Source organism: Streptomyces flavofungini, assembly GCF_030388665.1.
Classification (GTDB): Bacteria; Actinomycetota; Actinomycetes; order Streptomycetales; family Streptomycetaceae; genus Streptomyces; species Streptomyces flavofungini_A.
This window is the reverse complement of record NZ_CP128846.1, coordinates 80981-97588: the sequence shown is the minus strand read 5'-3', so window position 1 is coordinate 97588 and position 16608 is coordinate 80981. Positions and strand designations below refer to the sequence as shown.

Sequence of the window (16608 nt, the reverse complement as noted above, 5' to 3'; positions counted from 1 at the left end):
CGTGCGGCGCAACAGCCCCACAGCCCTGGCCTGTTCGGGAGCCAGGTCTCCGGTTCGAGTCGTGCGCGGCGCCCTGGTGCGGGCGTCGGGGTGTGACGCGACGTGCGTGAGAGTCGTGAAGAGTTCGCGCGAGATTCTTGGGATTCGGTCACAGGAGCGGAAAACTCGGAGGGCTCACTCGGCGCTTTCGAACAGGTCGGGCGCCGCTTCACGCGATGGGAGATCGATCAACGATGTTCAGTCTGGTACGGAGCAGAGTGCGGACGGCCGCGCTCGCGCTCTCGGCCGTCACGGCCCTCGCCCTCGGCACGACCGCCATGACCGGCGCGGCGGCGGCCCCCGGCCCCGCTCCTGCTCCCGCGAAGCAGGGGCCGACCTCGGTGGCGTACGTCGAGGTGAACGACAACAGCATGCTGAACGTCGGCAAGTACACCCTCGCCAAGGGCGGCGGCAACGTCTTCGACGTCGCCGTGATCTTCGCGGCGAACATCAACTACGACACCACCAAGAAGGCGGCGTATCTGCACTTCAACGAGAACGTGCAGCGCGTCCTTGACAACGCTGTCACGCAGATACGGCCGCTGCAGCAGAAGGGCATCAAGGTCGTCCTGTCGGTGCTCGGCAACCACCAGGGCGCCGGTTTCGCCAACTTCCCGTCCCAGCAGGCCGCGTCGGCCTTCGCGAAGCAGCTGTCGGACACCGTGACCAAGTACGGCCTCGACGGGATCGACTTCGACGACGAGTACGCCGAGTACGGCAACAACGGCACCGGCCAGCCCAACGCCAGCTCGTTCGTGCACCTGGTGTCGGCGCTGCGCGCGAACATGCCGAACAAGATCATCAGCCTCTACAACATCGGCCCGGCCGCCTCGCGCCTCTCCTACGGCGGCGTCGACATCTCGTCGAAGTTCGACTACGCCTGGAACCCGTACTACGGCACCTGGCAGGTCCCCGGCATCGCCCTGCCCAAGTCCAAGCTGTCGCCCGCCGCCGTCGAGATCGGCAGGACCTCGCAGAGCACGGCCGCGAACCTCGCCCGCCGCACGGTCAGCGAGGGCTACGGCGTCTATCTGACGTACAACCTCAACGGCGCCGACCGCAGCGCCGATGTCTCCGCGTTCACCCGGGAGTTGTACGGCAGCGACGCCGTCTACACGCCGTAGGACCCCCCGCCGGAAAGCGGGTTCGCGTGTCCGGCGTGCGGGGCGGGAACCCGCGGACATGAGCTGAGTCGGCGCGGCCGCTCATGGTTCGGCTTCTCGGCTCACCGGCAGCACAAGGGAACGCCCTCGCTCGGCGGATGTCCTGTCCGTCGACCGAGGGCGTTCTGCGTGACTAGACCTGGTCCAGGGCTCGTTCGATCGCACGCCGGGCCCGGCTCGCGGCCGTCGGGTCGTGCTGGAGCTGCAGGGCCGCGTTGAGTGCGAGCCCGGCGGCGACGATCTCGAAGAGGGCCTGGTCGACGTCGAACCCGGCGGGCAGCTCGCCGTTGTCCACCGCCGCGGCGAGATCCGCCCGCAACTGCTCCCGCCAGCGCGACCACACCTCGGCCACCGCGTCCCGGACCCGCCCCGGGCGGCCGTCGTACTCGGAGAGCGCCGCGGTCATCAGGCAGCCGCCGGGCAGCAGCGGTGCTTCCAGGTAGTCCACGGAGTTGGCGCACACCGCGCGCAGCCGCCGCAGGCCCGGCTCCTCGGCCAGGGCGGGCTCGACCACCCGGTGCCAGAAGTCCACGAACGCCTTGTCCAGCGTGGAGATCTGCAGCGTCTCCTTCGTGCCGAAGTGCTTGTGCACCCCGGACTTGCTCATCTCCAGCTCCTCGGCGAGCCGGCCGATGGTGATGCCGTCGAGGCCTTCCTCGGAGGCGATCTCGGCGGCGCGGCCGAGGATCCGTCCCCTGGTGGCCTGCGCGTCTGCCGCTGAGCGTCGTGGTGACATGCGGCAAGGATAGCGTACGACCGTACGCTATTGATTTAGTGAACGTGCGTACGCTAAATTCCGTCGCGCCGACCGGAAAGCGCCGGGACGAGCCGGAACGAGCCGGAACGAGCCGGAACCAGGACGAAGGAGTTCGGGATGCGGGTGCGACGACTGGGCTGGGCAGGACTGGAGATCGAGGCGGACGGGCAACGGCTGCTGATCGACTACGTACGGGACCTCACCCCGCTGTTCACCGGGTGGAAGCCCGGCACGGGGCTCGTGGAGCCGACCGGGAGGGCCGACGCCGCGCTGGTCACCCACCTGCACCGCGACCACACCGACGCCTCCGCGCTCGCGGACGTGCTGACGCCGGGGGCGCCGGTGCTGCGACCGGCGCCCGGGTACGGCGACGAGGTGGACAACGTGACCACGCTGTCGGCCGAGCGTGAGCTGGCCCTGCACCGGCTGGCCACCGAGACCGTGGACGCCTGGTGCACCCGTGGTCTCGGGCCGTTCCGTGTCACCTCGGTCCCGGCCGTCGACGGACTGGGCGACCCACAGCTCAACTGGGTCGTGGAGGCCGACGGACAGCGGATCTTCCACGGCGGCGACACGATGTTCCACGGCTCGTGGTGGCTCATCGCGCGCCGGTTCAGCCCGTTCGACGCGGTGTTCCTGCCCGCCAACGGCCCCGTGGTCGACGCGCCGCACCTGCAGCCGCCGAGTCCGCTGCCCGCGGCGATGGACCCCGGGCAGGCGGCCGCGGCCGCGAAGATCCTCGACGCCCGACACGCGGTGCCCGTGCACTACGAGCCGGAGCAACCGGACAAGATCCCGGGCTATGTCGAGGTCACCGACCCGGAGGAGGAGTTCCGCGCGCACGCCGGGCGGCGCGCCCGCGTCCTGGCCGTGGGGGAGTGGCTGGACCTGGCCGACTGAGCCGGTGCCACGGCGTGACCCGGACGTCGAACGGCCGGCAGTCGGTCCCGGTGGGACGGGGATCCGGACCGCGGTCCATGCCCGTGCCGCCGAAGTGACCGGCCGGACGCGCCCTAGTAGGGCCCGTTGACGTTGTCGATGGAGCCGTAGCGGTCGGCTGCGTAGTTGCAGGCCGCGGTGATGTTGGCGACCGGGTCGAAGCTGTCCATCGACGTGCCGGGCAGGCGGTACGCGGCGAAGGTGGGGTCGATGACCTGCAGGAGGCCCTTGGACGGGGTGCCCGCGGCTGCGTTGGAGTCCCAGTTGTTGGTGGCCAGGGGGTTGCCGGAGGACTCGCGCATGATGTTGCGGTGGATGCCCTCGTAGGAGGCGGGGATGCCGTGCTGGGCCAGGATGTCGAGGGACTCCTTGATCCAGCCGTCGAGGTCGTTGGTGTACGACTTCTTCGCCGGGGCCACGGCGGGCTCGGCGGCGGACGCGTTGTCGCGCTCGGAGCGGTCGGCTCGCCCGCTGTCGGCGCCCGCCTTCTGCGCGGGCCCGGCCGCGCTCTTCCCGCCGAGGGTGAGCTTGAGGCCGGGGCGGATCATCGCGGGGTCGTCGCCCAGGGTGGCGCGGTTGTCCTCGTAGAGCTTCTTCCAGCCGCCGCTCAGGGAGTGCTCCCGGGCGATCTTGGAGAGGGAGTCACCCGCGACGACCACGTAGGTGGCGGGTGCGGCGGCGGGCTGGGCGACCGCGGCGGGCTGCGCGGCGGCCGCGTCGGTCGCGCCGAGTACGGGGAGCGCGAGCACGGCGCCGCCGGTGCCTGCGGCGGCGATGCCCCGGCTGAACGGGCTGGACTTGGGGCGACGGTGCTTTCCCTTTGCGGGCATGACACATTCCTCTCCGTCGCCTGCGAGGTGAGCTGTCGGGTTCGGACGGGAGATGTCCGGCCGCACGTGGGCGTGCGACTTCACCCCGAGCCGTTCCGGGATCCGGATCGGCGTCTTACCTGGGTCCCCCGCTCCTGCCGTGCGAAGTGAGTGTGTGGGTGGGGAGGGATTCCGGACAGCGGCAGGATTCGGCGTTCCATCCGGATGGACGGTGACGTTAAGCGAGAAAGCACGGACGGAACAAGGCCGGAAATCAACCAGGAAAAGAACGAGGTCCTCCCCTGGCGGCCGCAATGCCTCACGCCCTTTGATCCAATAGCCCAACTTTCTTTGCGCGGAACGGAAATGCGCTCCATGCTTCCGGGCGGCGCGCAGTCTTCGGCGTGACCCATTTCACTGGAACGAGCCCGGGCTGGAATGCGTCTGCGCGACGCGAGGGAGCGTGCTATTCCGTACGAGCGTCACTCAATGCGGGCAGCGCTTCACGTATGCCATGAATGAAGCGGAAAGTAGATTCTCCGAGCAAATTGGACAAAGTGTCGAGCCTTGCTCGATTGTGCGCTGCGCCGGGCGGGTCCGTGCGCTGCCCCGGGCGGTCTGCGCGCTGCCCCGGGCGGGTCTGGGTCTGCGAGGAGAACGGGCGCTTCAACGCGTCCATGAATGACTCTCGCGATGCGTGTCCGATGTGTGGAAACGGGCCGGGGCGGGAAGGCCACGTTCGTCGTCCACCCCGGACTCGGCCGACACCCCATCGACCGTTCCTGCCGGTGAAGAGCAGCGGATTCAATGCCTCCGCGCCGCTGGCCAGTTGAGAAAGTCACCTCACTCGACGGCGAGGAGAGTCGCCTTGCGGACCGGAATCGTCACGACGGCAGGGCCGGGCGCGGAACGCCTGGCCGCCCGCGCGGAGGAACTCGGCTTCGACAGTTTCTGGGTGTATGACTCACCGATGGTCCACGGCGACCCGTTCGTGAGTCTCGCGCTCTGTGCCTCGTCCACCCACCGGATCAGGCTCGGCATCGGCGTCACCTCACCGGCGCTGCGTGCCGCGCCCGCGGCGGCGGCGGCCGTCAGCAGCCTCAACGCCCTGGCCCCCGGCCGGATCGTCTGCGGGGTCGGCACCGGCAACACGGCACGCCGTACGCTCGGCATGCGGCCCACGAAGACGGCGGAGCTGGAGTCGTTCACGGCGGCCCTGCAGGACCTCACCGCGGGCCGCGAGTCGGACCACCGCGAAGGGACCCGGTCGAGCAGGGTGCGATTCCTGCACGTCGGGCCGTACGTCAATACCGAAGCTCCCGTGGAGTTCGTCGTGGCCGCGTTCGGACTGAAGGCCGCCGCGGTCGCCGGCCGACTGGGCGCGGGATTGATTTCCTTCGGGTTGCACGACGCCGCGGCCTGGTCCGCCCTCGGCCAGGCCCGGCGGTCGGCGGCGCAAGGCGCGGGCAGCGCCGAGAAGGCCCGCTCGTACCTCATGTCCTCCCTGCACGTCCTCGCCGACGGAGAGGACCGCTACGGCGATCCCGTCAAGGACTCGGTGGGGCACATCGCACTGAGCGCACTGATCCTCGGCGCGGAGAACCCCGACTTCCGCGCGACCCTCCCTCCGGAGGAGGCCGCGGCCGTCGACCGTCTTCTCCACCTGCGCGGCACCACCCCCACCGACCCCAGGCTCCACCAGGCGCTCTACCGCAACTACCTGGGTCGCATTTCCCCCGAGGACCGCGAGCTCATCGTGCCCTCCCTGGTGGACAAATTCGGCCTGGTCGGCACCAGGTCCGAGATCGCCGAACGGATCACCGCGCTGGAGAAAGCGGGGGTGGACGAACTCGTGATCCAGCCCGTCGTGGACCCGGAAACCGAAATGGCCGAGCTGGCAGGGCTGTTGGCCTGACGATTCTCACAGGTCTCACGGGTGCGACAGGCATTCATCCGCCCGAAAAGTGTTCCCGCGGAAGCTCGGACCTCGCGAGTACCTTCGCGACTTCCGGTTGGTTTCGGCGCGCTCTGCGGACGGGCCGACCGCAGAGTTACCTTCTCTTCGCCGGGCTCCGACCGGGCCGTGTTGCCCCTCATGCTGGACAACTCGGTTCCGGAACCCGGGAGATGACGTTTCTCGGTCCCCGCTCCCTGATCCCCAGTGCGCAATTGTCTCGCCCGGAATGGCTCGATTCTCGTTCGGAAAGGGGCGGCAAAGGGAGTACTGGTCAGGGGTGTGGATATCGCGTCATGCGCAGGTGGCCCGTCATGTGCGGTCGTGGAGTGTGAGCTGGTAGCCGTCGGGGTCGGCGAAGGTGAAGGTCCGCCCGAACGGGCCGTCGATCGGCGCGGAGACGATGGTGTGGCCGTCGGCGAGCAGGGCGTCGTGAATGGCCTGCGCGTCCGTGGCGTGGAGCCAGATCGCGGCGCCGATGCCGGGCCGGCCGGACGCGGCGACTCGCCCCTCGGTGACGCCGACAACGTCCTGCCGCAGTCCGAGCGCGGCAACACCTGGCACACCTGAGGCCCTGAGCCCGCCGCCTTCGAACTCCCACCCGGGGCACGCACGGCATCGTGCCCCGGTGGTACGTGGCGGAACCCCGGCGGGTCCCTGGTGCTGTTCGCGTAGTACCACGGTCCCGTCCTGACCCGCCTGCTCAACCGTGCACCGCGAGGCCGACGTCACACGAACCACAGGGGCACACCCGCCCCTTCGGAGACGTCGACCTGAAAGGCACCACCCATGAAGCAGCGGACCGCAGCACGTACCACCTCACTCGCGATGGCGGTGGCCGCACTGGCGGGGGCAGTCGTCCCTTCGGCGCACGCTGCGGAGCGGACGGACCGCGGACACGAAGCGACCCGGGCCGCGATGCGTGCGCTGGTCGAGCAGGGGAAGCTGCCCGGAGTCGTGGCCAAGGTCCGAGAGGGCAACAGGAAGTGGTCCGCCACGGTCGGATACGCCAACACCGCCACGGGGCGCGAGCGGTCGACCGCGGAACACTTCCGCGGAGCCAGCACCACCAAGACCTTCATCGCGACCGTCCTGCTCCAACTGGAGGCGGAGCGGAAGCTGAACCTGGACGACAGCGTCGAGGCATGGCTGCCGGGCCTGGTCCAGGGCAACGGGTACGACGGCGCCAAGATCACCCTGCGCAGACTGCTCAACCACACGAGCGGCATCGCCAACTACACCGACGACCCCACCATCGCCCACAACTCCACCGGCCCCGGCTTCCCGGCCCACCGGTACGACACCTACACCCCCGAAGAACTCGTGGCGGCCGCCCTCAAGCAGCCGCCGCACCCCGACCCGGAGAAGTCGCCGCTGTACTCGAACACCAACTACGTGATCGCCGGGATGGTCATCGAGAAGGCGACGGGCCGCAGTTACGCGCAGGAGGTCACCCGGCGCATCATCGACCCGCTGAAGCTGCGCGGGACGTCGTTCCCCGGGACGGATCCCCGGATGCCGAAACCGCACCCCGTCGCATACTCCCGGCTCCACCAGGAAGCCCCCGACGCCGAAGTGGTCGACGCCACCGAGCAGAACATGACCTGGCTGGGCGCGGCAGGGGACATCATCTCCACCCCCGGCGACCTCAACCGCTTCCAACGCGCCCTGATGCGCGGCGCGTTGCTGCCGCGAGCCCAGATGAAGGAGATGCTCCACGAGGTACCGGACGGCGAGGTCTTCGGATACGGCCTCGGCGTCGAGTTCGCGAAGCTGTCCTGCGGGGTGCGGGTGGTGGGCAAGACCGGGCGCACGAACGGCTCGCTCTCGGCGATGGTCGGCACGGCGGACGGCAAGCACCAGCTGACGTTCAACATCAACGGCGACTGGCTGCCGAACAGCTCGCTCTACACCAACGTGATCGAGGCCGAGTTCTGCGGCAAGATCCCGGCACGGGCCGGGCAGGAGTGGCGCCGAGGTTCAGGATCCTGACGTGGCGCGATGACGTCGCCCCGCCGGCAGGGGGTGCGGGCGGGGCGCTCGCAGCCAGGCAGAACGTGCGGCTGACCAGTGCGACCAGGAAGGGAACTTGACGCCCGTTCGCTACCAGCTGGTGATGGACTGTGCCGATCCCGACCGACAGGCCCACTTCCGGGCCGCCGCACTGGGCTACGCACTCGCTCCCTCGGCTCCGGAAGGCAGCGGGTACGCCGTGGGCGGACGCGGACAGCGGTTGCCGCCCCGACCACCCGAGCAGAGGCAGCCCGGCCGGGGCCGCACATGCCCGGAGGGGCGGACGGACCGAACAGGGTCCGTCCGCCCCTCCGGGGCGTTCGCTTGCTAGGGGAGGCTGTGCACCTTCGGGCCGACGGCGTTCGACCACGCGTGGCCCGCCGTCGCGTCCCAGTTCGTCGACCACGTCATGGCGCCGCGCAGCGACGGGTACGTCTTCGACGGCTTGAAGGAGCCGCAGCCGGTGCCGCGGGTCAGGCAGTCGAGGGCGTTGTTCACGACCGACGGGGCGACGTAGCCGCTGCCCGCGCCGCGCGTCGACGCCGGGACGCCGATCCCCACCTGCGACGGGTCCAGGCCGCCCTCCAGCTGGATGCAGGCGAGCGCGGTCAGGAAGTCCACGCTGCCCTGGCTGTAGACCTTGCCGTCGCAGCCGAGCATGGAACCGCTGTTGTAGTACTGCATGTTGACGACCGTGAGGATGTCCTTCACGTTCAGCGCCGTCTGGAAGTACCCACCGGACGTGGACTGCATGTCGATGGTCTGCGGTGCCATCGTGAGCACCATCTTCGGGCCCGCCTTCGCCGAGAGCTGGCGCAGCGCCTTCGTCATGTAAGTGGGGTTGATGCCGTTCTCCAGGTCGATGTCGACACCGTTGAACCCGTACTCCTGCATCAGGGCGTAGGCGCTGTTGGCGAATGCCGTCGCGGAGGCGTCGCTGTTGACGGAGATGGTGCCCTTCTCGCCGCCGACCGAGAGGATCACGGACTTGCCCGCGGCCTTCTTCGCGGCGATGTCCGCCTTGAAGTCGGCGGTGGAGGCGTAGCCGACGGCCGGGTCCAGGTTGAAGGTGATCTGCCCCGGAGTCGGGGTGGCGTCGGCGAACGACACGGCGATGATGTCGTACTGCGAGGACACGTCCCGAATCTTCTGCACGGTCGCGCCGTTGTTGAAGTTCTGCCAGTAGCCGGTCACGGCGTGCCGTGGCACGGTGCCGTCGCCGCCACCGTCGCCCTTGGGCGTTGTCACGGACACCGCCGTCGACTTCGCCGATTCACCCGCCGCGTTCGAAGCGCTCACCTGGAAGCTGTACGTGGTCTCCGGTGTGAGGCCGGTGACGGTCGTGGAGGCGCCGCTGGACGAGGCGACCTTCGTGCCGTCGCGGTAGACGGTGTACGCCGTCGCCGTGGACGACGGCGTCCAGGACAGGTCCACCGACGTGGGCGTCTTCGTGCCCGCCGCGAGGCCGGCCGGGACGGGCGGTATCTCGACCGGGTCGGTGCCGCCGCCCCCGTCGGGTCCGAAGACGCTGACGTCGTCCACGTAGTACGCGCTCTGCCCGTACCAGCCGTGCGTGTACACGGTGACGGACGTGGTGTTCGCGCCGGTGGTGAAGCTGGTGGAGAGCTGCTGCCAGGAGGAGGTGCCCGGAGTCCAGGTCGACACGTCGGTGGTTCCGGTGCCGCGGGCGCCGAGGTAGGCGTAGCTGCCCTGCACCCAACTGCTCAGCTTGTACGTCGAGTTCGGCTTCACCGCGACGACCTGGGAGCACTCGGCGGTGCCCTGGCCGGACGGGGTGGCCTTGAGCGCCTTCGCGCCGCCGTGCACGGGGGACGTGACGGCGGCGCCGCTGTTCGCGGCGCACGTCCAGTTGCTCAGGTCCGCCTCGAACCCGGCGTTCTTGGCGACGTTGACGTCCGCCGCCTCGGCGCTCGCGGCCTTGGCGCCGGCCGCGTCGGTCTCCGCCGACTGCGCGGGCGCGGCGAGCGCGGTGACGGCGAGCGCGGCGGCCGCACCGACGGCCATCGCCGCGCTGATCCTCCGGCGGACGCCGGGTCTGCCCTTTCGCACACGGTCCACAGGGTGCCTCCTGGGAGAGAGGTGAAGCACGTAAGCGACGACGATGGCCACCGCTGTTGCGCGCAAAGTTGGTCCAGACCAATAGAGTTGTCAAGACCTCTGGAGAGGAGAACCCGCAGCGGACCACTCGATGGCCGAGGCAGCCGTCATCGTCGGCGGCCGGCGCGCACGCCTGCGCGGCGACGCTATGACTCGCCGGTGATCCTGGCCGAGCCGATCGTCGCCGCGACGATCGCCCTGGCGGCGGTCCGGGTCGACGAGCTGGAGTTGAGGCTGCTCAGCGATGCCTGGTTCAGCGCGTGGACGACGAACTCGTAGGTGTTCACCGTCGACGGCGAGCACGGGCCCTGGTAGCCGTAGAGGCCGGCACTGCCGCGGTAGTAGACCTGCCGGGCTCCCGCCGGGGCCGAGGGCCGGTAGGCGTGGTCGACGTTCTGGGGGAGCGAGGTCGCGCTCGCCGGGATGTCGTAGATGACCCAGTGGATGAGGTCGGAGTTGTCGAGATCGCGCATCACGATCGCGTAGCTCTTGGCGGCGGCCGGAGCACCCGCCCAGGCCAGGGGAGGGGACTCGTTCCTCTTGCCGGGATCGCTTCCTCCGCCGCTGGTGCACTCGTGGACCTTGGGGATGACGCCCCCGTCGGCGAACGCGGTACTGGACAGGGCGAACCCGCTCCGGGGGACCGACGGCGCCGACGAGGCCGCCGAAGCGGTGGTCGGCGCGAGGCCGGCGGCCCCGGCGACGAGCAGAGCACAAAGGGAAATTCCCGCACTTCTCACTGGACGCTCCCGAGGAGGAAAAGGGGTCGCTGAGGCGTCCGCGGCGCCAGAGCGGCATGCGTGCGATGGACCCAACGTAGGCATCGTGAGTGCTGATGGCATGTCACTCATCGCCCTGATCGCTGCACTTTTCTCGCTGGCGGCCGACGCCTGTCCGGGCCGCCGCCGAACGCCTCACCGGCATCGCGCGGCCCGCACTCGCGGCGACTCCTCCGACTCCTCCGGCCGTTCCGGTCCCGCTCATGCCCGGCACGCTGATCCACAGCTCCTCCACCGGCAAGGGCTTCATGGCCACCCTCGTGCACGTGCTCGTCGAGCGCGGCCTGATCGACTACGACACCCCGATCGCCCACTACCGGCCCGAGTTCGCCGCCCACGGCAAACACCGGGCCACCGTCCGCGACGCCCTGACCCACCGCATCGGCATCCCACAGCTCCCACCCGGCATCACCCCGGCCGAGCTGTGCGACCGGGACACGATGTGCGCCCTCGTCGCGGACGAGAAGCCGTTGTGGGAGCCGGGTTCGGACACCGGCTACCACGGCTGGACCTTCGGCCGGATCCTCGGCGAGCCGGTACACCGCATCACCGGCCTCACTCCCGCCCAGGCACTGCGCACGTACGTGACGGAGCCGCTCGGTGTCGCGGACGAACCGCACTTCGGCATCCCCGAAGCGGACCTGCCCCGCGTCGCACGGCTGATGGAGGGCAACTGGGCGGCATGGCTGGCAGACCTGCCCCCGTCCGTGCCCTTCCGCCGTCTCGTCGTACCCAACCGCAGCGTGTGGACCACCGCCGACCTGGCCAACGACCGCGACCACCTGCTCGCCGACATCCCGGCGGGCGGCACCACGACCGCCCGCGCCGCCGCACGGATGTACGCGGCGCTCCTGGGCGAGGTCGACGGCGTACGCCTGATCTCCCCGCAACGCCCGGAGCAGGCCACCGCGTTCGAGGGCAAGGACCAGATGCTCCTGGGCCGGTTCGCCAAGGGCCTCGGCTACTTCCTCGGCCTGCCCGAGACGGGCGGCGAGCGGACGGCCTTCGGACACCACGGCAACGGCGGCAGCATCGCTTTCGCCGACCGTGAGCGCGGCCTGTCCTTCGCGCTCACCCGTACCCGGCTGGTCGGCGGCGACGCGGACCGGGCCGCGCAGCTGGCGGCGGACGGGATCCGCGCCCTCGTACCGAAGCCGAAAACGCCCCAGCCGTAGGCCGCGGCCTGGCCAGCCGCATCATCGACAACCGCGTGCGCCGGACAGGCACGGGTGCGGCGAGGTGATGCTGCCGCTTCTTATGATCACGACGGACCAGAACCGGAAGCTGACCATCTGCGGAGGCGAACGAGCATGTCGGAACAGCGTGTTGTCCTGGTGACGGGCGGGGGATCGGGGATCGGGGCCGCCACTGCCCGGCTGCTGCGCGCGGCGGGGCACCAGGTCGTGATCTCCGGGCGGCGACCCGAGCCACTGCGCCGGGTGGCCGAGGAGAGCGGAGCGCTGGCCCATCCTTCCGACGCCGCTGACCCCGAGGCCGTGCGCGAACTCGTCGAGACGACGGTGACGGCCTACGGGAGGCTCGACGGTGTGGTCCTCAACGCCGGCATCGGGCGGGGCGGCGCGGTCGGTGACACCGAGGTCGAGGACTGGGAAGAACTCATGCGGACCAACCTCACCGGCCCGTTCCTGCTGCTGCGTGCCGCGCTGCCGCATCTCCTGGAGGCCCGCGGCGCGGTGGTCGCCGTCGCCTCGGTCGCAGCTCTCCGCAACAGCGTCGGCAACGCCGCCTACGCGACGTCCAAGGCGGCTCTGCTCCACCTCTGCAACTCCCTGGCCGTCGACTACGGACCCCGGGGTCTGCGCGCCAACACGGTGTGCCCGGGCTGGGTGCGTACGGAGATGGCCGACCAGCGGATGGCGCGGTTCGCGTCGGAGGCGGGGCTGGCGGGCGGCGTCGAGGCGGCGTACGAGGAAGCGAACCGGCTGAATCCGGCGGGACGGCCGGGGGAACCTGAAGAGGTGGCCGAGGCGATCGACTGGCTGTTGTCGCCCGCCGCGTCCTACGTCAACGGGGCCGTCCTGACCGTCGACGGCGGGGTGACCACGGTCGGTGTGGGCGGTGCCGCCTTCGACCACCGGATCGAGGCGCGCACCGCGCACCGCTAGCGTACGGTCGGCCGGGCCCGTTCACTCGCAGGTGCTGGAGCCTTCCGCAGCGAGGGCTCCCGTCCCTCGGGGGACCGGGAGCCCCCTCACGGAGACGTCACTGGTGGGGGAGCGTCATCTGGTGCCCGGGTCCGGCGCACCCGGGGTCGGGAACTGCTCGACCGGCGCTCGGCTCACGAGGCGCCGTCGAGGACCTGGCGCAGCCGGTGCGCGAACTCGTCCGGCTTCCCCGGATATCCGAACTCCCCGTCGCAGAACCCGCCGTGATGGCTCGGGAACACGGCGACCCGCTGCCCGAGCAGTTCGGCCGTCGCGACGGAGGTGCGTCCCGTCTGCACGTTCTCGGACTCCTCGCCCACAGCGATCACGACGCGGGTCGGCGCGGCGGTGATCGCTTCGACCTCCGGCCGGTAGCTGCTGACCGCCCATGACCGGTCGGACAGCAGCGGATCGTCACGTGAGCCGTCGTCCTCCGTGGGCATCCCGAACGCGGCGGGATCGGCCTCGGGCTGCGCGAAGTACGCCTCGGTGAACTCTCCCTCCCACGAGGCCATGGCCACGAACGCCGCCATCCCGGCTCCCCATCCCCGCTTCTCGTACGCCTCCCGGACTCCGGCCCGCGCCCGCACGGCAGCCGGGCCGTCCGGCGTGAGGGTGATGAGCGGCGGCTCGTGCGCGACCAGCGTGGTCACGTCCGCGGGATACTTCGCCACGAGCGCGAGCGCGGTGACCGCACCGCCACTGCTGGCGAACATCTCGACCGGCCCGGCCCCGAGCGCCTCGATGACGGCGTGCACGTCGTCGGCCTGGGTCTGCGGCGTGTACTCGACCCGCCCGTCCTTGCGAGTGCTGCGACCGAGCCCGCGCGGGTCGTAGGTGACCACGGTCCGCTCGGGAAAACGCGCGGCGAGCGCGGCGAACCCGGAGGCGTCCATGGGCTGCCCGATCATGAGCAGCGGCGGGCGCCCATCTGCGGTCGGCAGCGGCCCGCGCACGTCATAGACAAGGTCCGCGCCGGCTGTCTCAAGTGTGTGAGTGTCCATACCCATGCAGACCGGCTCCGTCCCGGAAACTCATCGGCGCGGCGACCGCTGCTCCTGCGGCGACGACTGCGGCCACCGTCGCCCTGCCGGTACTCACTCTCACCACCTACCAGCGACACTTGGCCGGGAGAGTCCCGCGGGGAGGGCCAGGGCGTCGGTCACAGTCCGGCTGGCTTCGCAGACGCTGTTGTCGTCGGCTATTTGTCGAGGAAGTATCCGGCATACGTGATCAGCGTGATCACCAGCATCGTCACGCCCAGCTTGGCCCACGGAGAGATACGCCGACGCGGTGCGGGCTTGGGCCTGACGGTGGGTCGCGCCGCGGCCTTTCCCACGGCGGGGCTCCACGCCGGCATGGTGGGAGGTGGGGACGCAACGGGGGCCGCCTGGACGTCAGTTGGCGCGGCGATACCCTTCAGCCGGGCCTCCAGCTGGTCGATGGTCAGGCGCGCCGCTGGATCCTTGTGCAGCAACCCGTCGAGCACGGGGCCGAGCACCCCGGCCCGTACGGCCGGAATCGGCCGCTCCGTCGCGACGGCGACCAGGACCGCGCTCGGGGCCGTCCCGGCGAACGGAGGGTGGCCTTCCACGGCGGCGTACAGCGTCGCGCCCAGGGACCAGAGGTCGGACTCGGCCGTCGCGGGCAGGCCCCGGACCTGTTCGGGCGCCATGAACGCGGGCGTACCCATGATCATGCCGGTGGCGGTGAGGGTGGCGTCTCCCTCGAGGGCGGCGATCCCGAAGTCGGTCAGGACGACCCGGTCGTCCTCGAGGAGGATGTTGGCGGGCTTGATGTCCCGGTGCGTGATCCCCATCCGGTGTGCGGCACCGAGCGCGGCCGCCACTTGCATCCCGATGGCGGCGGCCCGCTGGGGCGTGAGCCCGCCCTGTGCCTCGACGAGGACGGCCAGGGACCCGCCGTCCACCAACTCCATGACGATCCAGGGCCGTCCATCAGGGCCGGATATCCGGTCATGAACGGTGATGATCCCCGGATGCTTCAGCCGTGCGGCGGCACGGGCCTCGCGATCGAGACGGGCGATCCAGTTCCGCCGCTCGGCCTCGCCCAGATGTCCGGGCAACTGCAACTCCTTGACAGCGACGTCCCGCCCCAACTGCTCATCGTGGGCCTGCCAGACAGCGCCCATGCCGCCCTGGCCGAGCAGCCGGTGCAACCGGTAGCGGCCCGCGAGAAGTTGCCCGTGATCGTCATCCACGCAGAAAATATAGCCGGGCCGCTCGCACGGGACGCTGGCGTTCAGGACCCGGAAGGACTCTCCGCGCAGGCATCGCGGGCCGATGGCCCGCGTGCCTGGTGCGGTGCTCCGCGCCGGATCAGCACGTGGAGCTGCGGACCTTGGCGAAGGCGTTGTTGGCGACCTTGACGTAGACGGTCTTCTTGTTCTTGCGGTTGTACTTCTTCGAGAAGTCGCGGCCCGGGGTGAGCTCGAAGTCGACCTTGAAGCACCGCCCCTTCTTCACCTGGAAGACGTCCCAGTCCTGAGTGCCCCGGGTCCGCTCCCCGGGCTTGAGCCAGTTCCTCTTCTGGTTGTTGCAGGTCGGCTTCTTGATGGTGGCAGTGCCCGTGGTCCCGCCGTTCAGGCACCAGTTCTTCAGGGCGTAGAAGCCCTTCCCGCTGTCGTTCCAGGTCTGCGAGCACAGGGGCGGACGGCACCTGTCACCCGCGCTCGTCGGGGGTGCCGCGCTCGCAGAGGGGGCCGGGCCCATCAGGGTGGCGGCGGTCCCGATCGCCACCACTGTGGCCGCGGTCCTGGCGTGCTTGAGCACGGGCTGTGTGGACACAGTCATGTTCTTCCCCCTTGTTCGGTGGCCGGCCCTCTTGGACCGGCAGATCCGACGCTATGGCGGTCGCAGGGGCCGTCACGAGGCCTTTCGGGCGGGGCCGAAACTCAGTCGGCCGGCTGGGCCGAGCCCCGGTTCGGAGGCGGGCGGGAGGCGGCGTGGACCTTTCCGTACGCGCTCGCGTACGAGCCGGTGATGCCGGTCGGTGGCGGCCGCCTGCTCGATCTGGGCCGTGCTCTCGGGCAGCGCCCGGTAGTACGAGAACGCGCGGCTCAATGCCTGGCGGCCTGGGTATGCGCGGACGAAGGCGTCCCGGAGGGCGGGGCGCACCCCGTCGCCGAGCGTGCCGGCGCCCGCAGGAACCAGTCGACGCAGGCGGCCTCGTGGCCCTCCAGCACGGTCTCGGCGAGGCCGGGCGCGGCGGAATGGAAGCCGAACCACCACGGCGGCCCGTCGGCGAGGAAGTCCTCGGCGCCGGGCAGCGTGCCCAGAAGGCATTCCACGACGACCAGGCGCCGGACGAGACCGGGGCGACGCAGGGCGAGGAGGAGGGCCGGCGCGGTACCCGCGTCGATGGCCACCACGACGGCCGAGGACACGCCGAGCGCGCTGAGCAGCGCCGCGGCGTCCTCGGCCAGGGCGCCCGCGTCGAACCCGGAGGCGGCCCGGCTGCTCGCGCCGAACCCGCGCAGCTCCGGCGCGATGACGCGGTGGCGGTCGGACAGGTCGGACATGACGTCCGTCCACAGCTCCCAGGTGTGCGGGGGACCGTGCAGCAGCAGTACGGCCGGGCCCGATCCGGCGAGAGCGACGTTCAGTTGGCCGACGGTGATCCCGTCTGCGTCCAGGCGCTGTCGGAGCGCGGTGGTTGGCAGCGTGGGGACCGGCTCCAGGAGTGGCTGGCGGCTCACCGCGCGCCGTTCACGGCTGCTCTGTCGAACTGACGGGCTCAGAGGTGCGGGAGCGAACGCAGGCATCCGGGGGCGGGCTGCTCGGTGGCGTACCGGACGCGGGGGAGTCCCTCCCACCAGAACCTCCACGCGACCCGCCAAGAGCCTGATCACT

General features: G+C 70.5%; 13 protein-coding genes, 2 pseudogenes and 1 riboswitch. Of the genes and pseudogenes, 6 read left to right on the top strand and 9 right to left on the bottom strand.

What is annotated here, in order from left to right; genetic code table 11:
* Positions 1-233: 233 nt before the first annotated feature.
* The gene (locus QUY26_RS00475) at positions 234-1163 is read left to right on the top strand and encodes an endo-beta-N-acetylglucosaminidase H (RefSeq protein WP_289943094.1); all 930 of its coding nucleotides are present in this window, start codon (positions 234-236) and stop codon (positions 1161-1163) included.
* A 172-nt stretch (positions 1164-1335) separates the two neighbouring features.
* Here the strand turns inward: QUY26_RS00475 and QUY26_RS00470 are convergent, their stop codons facing one another.
* A complete protein-coding gene (locus QUY26_RS00470) occupies positions 1336-1938 on the bottom strand; it encodes a TetR/AcrR family transcriptional regulator (RefSeq protein WP_289943093.1) in 603 nt (200 codons plus the stop codon).
* Positions 1939-2076: 138 nt separating this feature from the next.
* Here QUY26_RS00470 and QUY26_RS00465 point away from each other — a divergent pair, with 138 nt between their 5' ends.
* Positions 2077-2859: an MBL fold metallo-hydrolase gene (locus tag QUY26_RS00465; protein ID WP_289943092.1), complete on the top strand. Its 783-nt coding sequence runs from the start codon at positions 2077-2079 to the stop codon at positions 2857-2859.
* Positions 2860-2972: 113 nt separating this feature from the next.
* Here QUY26_RS00465 and QUY26_RS00460 read toward each other — a convergent pair whose 3' ends face one another.
* Complete coding sequence (locus tag QUY26_RS00460; protein ID WP_289943091.1) at positions 2973-3728, bottom strand: LysM peptidoglycan-binding domain-containing protein; 756 nt, start codon at positions 3726-3728, stop codon at positions 2973-2975.
* Between the two features lie 2 nt (positions 3729-3730).
* Positions 3731-3891, bottom strand: a riboswitch (cyclic di-AMP (ydaO/yuaA leader).
* A gap of 684 nt (positions 3892-4575) precedes the next feature.
* On the opposite strand from QUY26_RS00460, the gene QUY26_RS00455 reads away from it, so the two are divergent.
* Positions 4576-5622, top strand: coding sequence for an LLM class flavin-dependent oxidoreductase (locus tag QUY26_RS00455; protein ID WP_289943090.1), 1047 nt, complete (start codon positions 4576-4578; stop codon positions 5620-5622).
* Positions 5623-5973: 351 nt separating this feature from the next.
* On the opposite strand, the pseudogene QUY26_RS00450 reads toward QUY26_RS00455, so the two are convergent.
* Positions 5974-6210, bottom strand: a pseudogene (locus QUY26_RS00450) (VOC family protein); the annotation flags it as partial.
* A 240-nt stretch (positions 6211-6450) separates the two neighbouring features.
* On the opposite strand from QUY26_RS00450, the gene QUY26_RS00445 reads away from it, so the two are divergent.
* The gene (locus QUY26_RS00445; protein WP_289943089.1) at positions 6451-7653 is read left to right on the top strand and encodes a serine hydrolase domain-containing protein; all 1203 of its coding nucleotides are present in this window, start codon (positions 6451-6453) and stop codon (positions 7651-7653) included.
* Between the two features lie 348 nt (positions 7654-8001).
* Here QUY26_RS00445 and QUY26_RS00440 read toward each other — a convergent pair whose 3' ends face one another.
* Together QUY26_RS00440 and QUY26_RS00435 are read right to left on the bottom strand one after the other, a co-directional pair.
* Positions 8002-9699, bottom strand: a complete 1698-nt coding sequence (locus QUY26_RS00440; RefSeq protein WP_289955351.1) for a chitinase — start codon at positions 9697-9699, stop codon at positions 8002-8004.
* A 239-nt stretch (positions 9700-9938) separates the two neighbouring features.
* Entirely contained in the window at positions 9939-10532 is a 594-nt protein-coding gene (locus tag QUY26_RS00435; protein ID WP_289943088.1) for a YbhB/YbcL family Raf kinase inhibitor-like protein, read from the bottom strand.
* A gap of 242 nt (positions 10533-10774) precedes the next feature.
* Between QUY26_RS00435 and QUY26_RS00430 the strand changes: the two genes are divergently transcribed.
* Together QUY26_RS00430 and QUY26_RS00425 are read left to right on the top strand one after the other, a co-directional pair.
* Positions 10775-11746: a serine hydrolase domain-containing protein gene (locus QUY26_RS00430; protein WP_289943087.1), complete on the top strand. Its 972-nt coding sequence runs from the start codon at positions 10775-10777 to the stop codon at positions 11744-11746.
* A gap of 135 nt (positions 11747-11881) precedes the next feature.
* Positions 11882-12697, top strand: a complete 816-nt coding sequence (locus QUY26_RS00425; RefSeq protein WP_289943086.1) for an SDR family NAD(P)-dependent oxidoreductase — start codon at positions 11882-11884, stop codon at positions 12695-12697.
* A gap of 173 nt (positions 12698-12870) precedes the next feature.
* Here the strand turns inward: QUY26_RS00425 and QUY26_RS00420 are convergent, their stop codons facing one another.
* From QUY26_RS00420 to QUY26_RS00405, 4 genes and pseudogenes are all read right to left on the bottom strand, one after another.
* Complete coding sequence (locus QUY26_RS00420) at positions 12871-13740, bottom strand: alpha/beta fold hydrolase (protein ID WP_289955350.1); 870 nt, start codon at positions 13738-13740, stop codon at positions 12871-12873.
* Between the two features lie 197 nt (positions 13741-13937).
* Positions 13938-14957, bottom strand: a complete 1020-nt coding sequence (locus QUY26_RS00415; RefSeq protein WP_289943085.1) for a serine/threonine-protein kinase — start codon at positions 14955-14957, stop codon at positions 13938-13940.
* A gap of 118 nt (positions 14958-15075) precedes the next feature.
* Entirely contained in the window at positions 15076-15549 is a 474-nt protein-coding gene (locus QUY26_RS00410) for a hypothetical protein (RefSeq protein ID WP_289943084.1), read from the bottom strand.
* 192 nt (positions 15550-15741) lie between these two features.
* Positions 15742-16418: pseudogene (locus QUY26_RS00405) on the bottom strand (alpha/beta fold hydrolase); the annotation flags it as partial.
* Between the last annotated feature and the right edge of the window lie 190 nt (positions 16419-16608).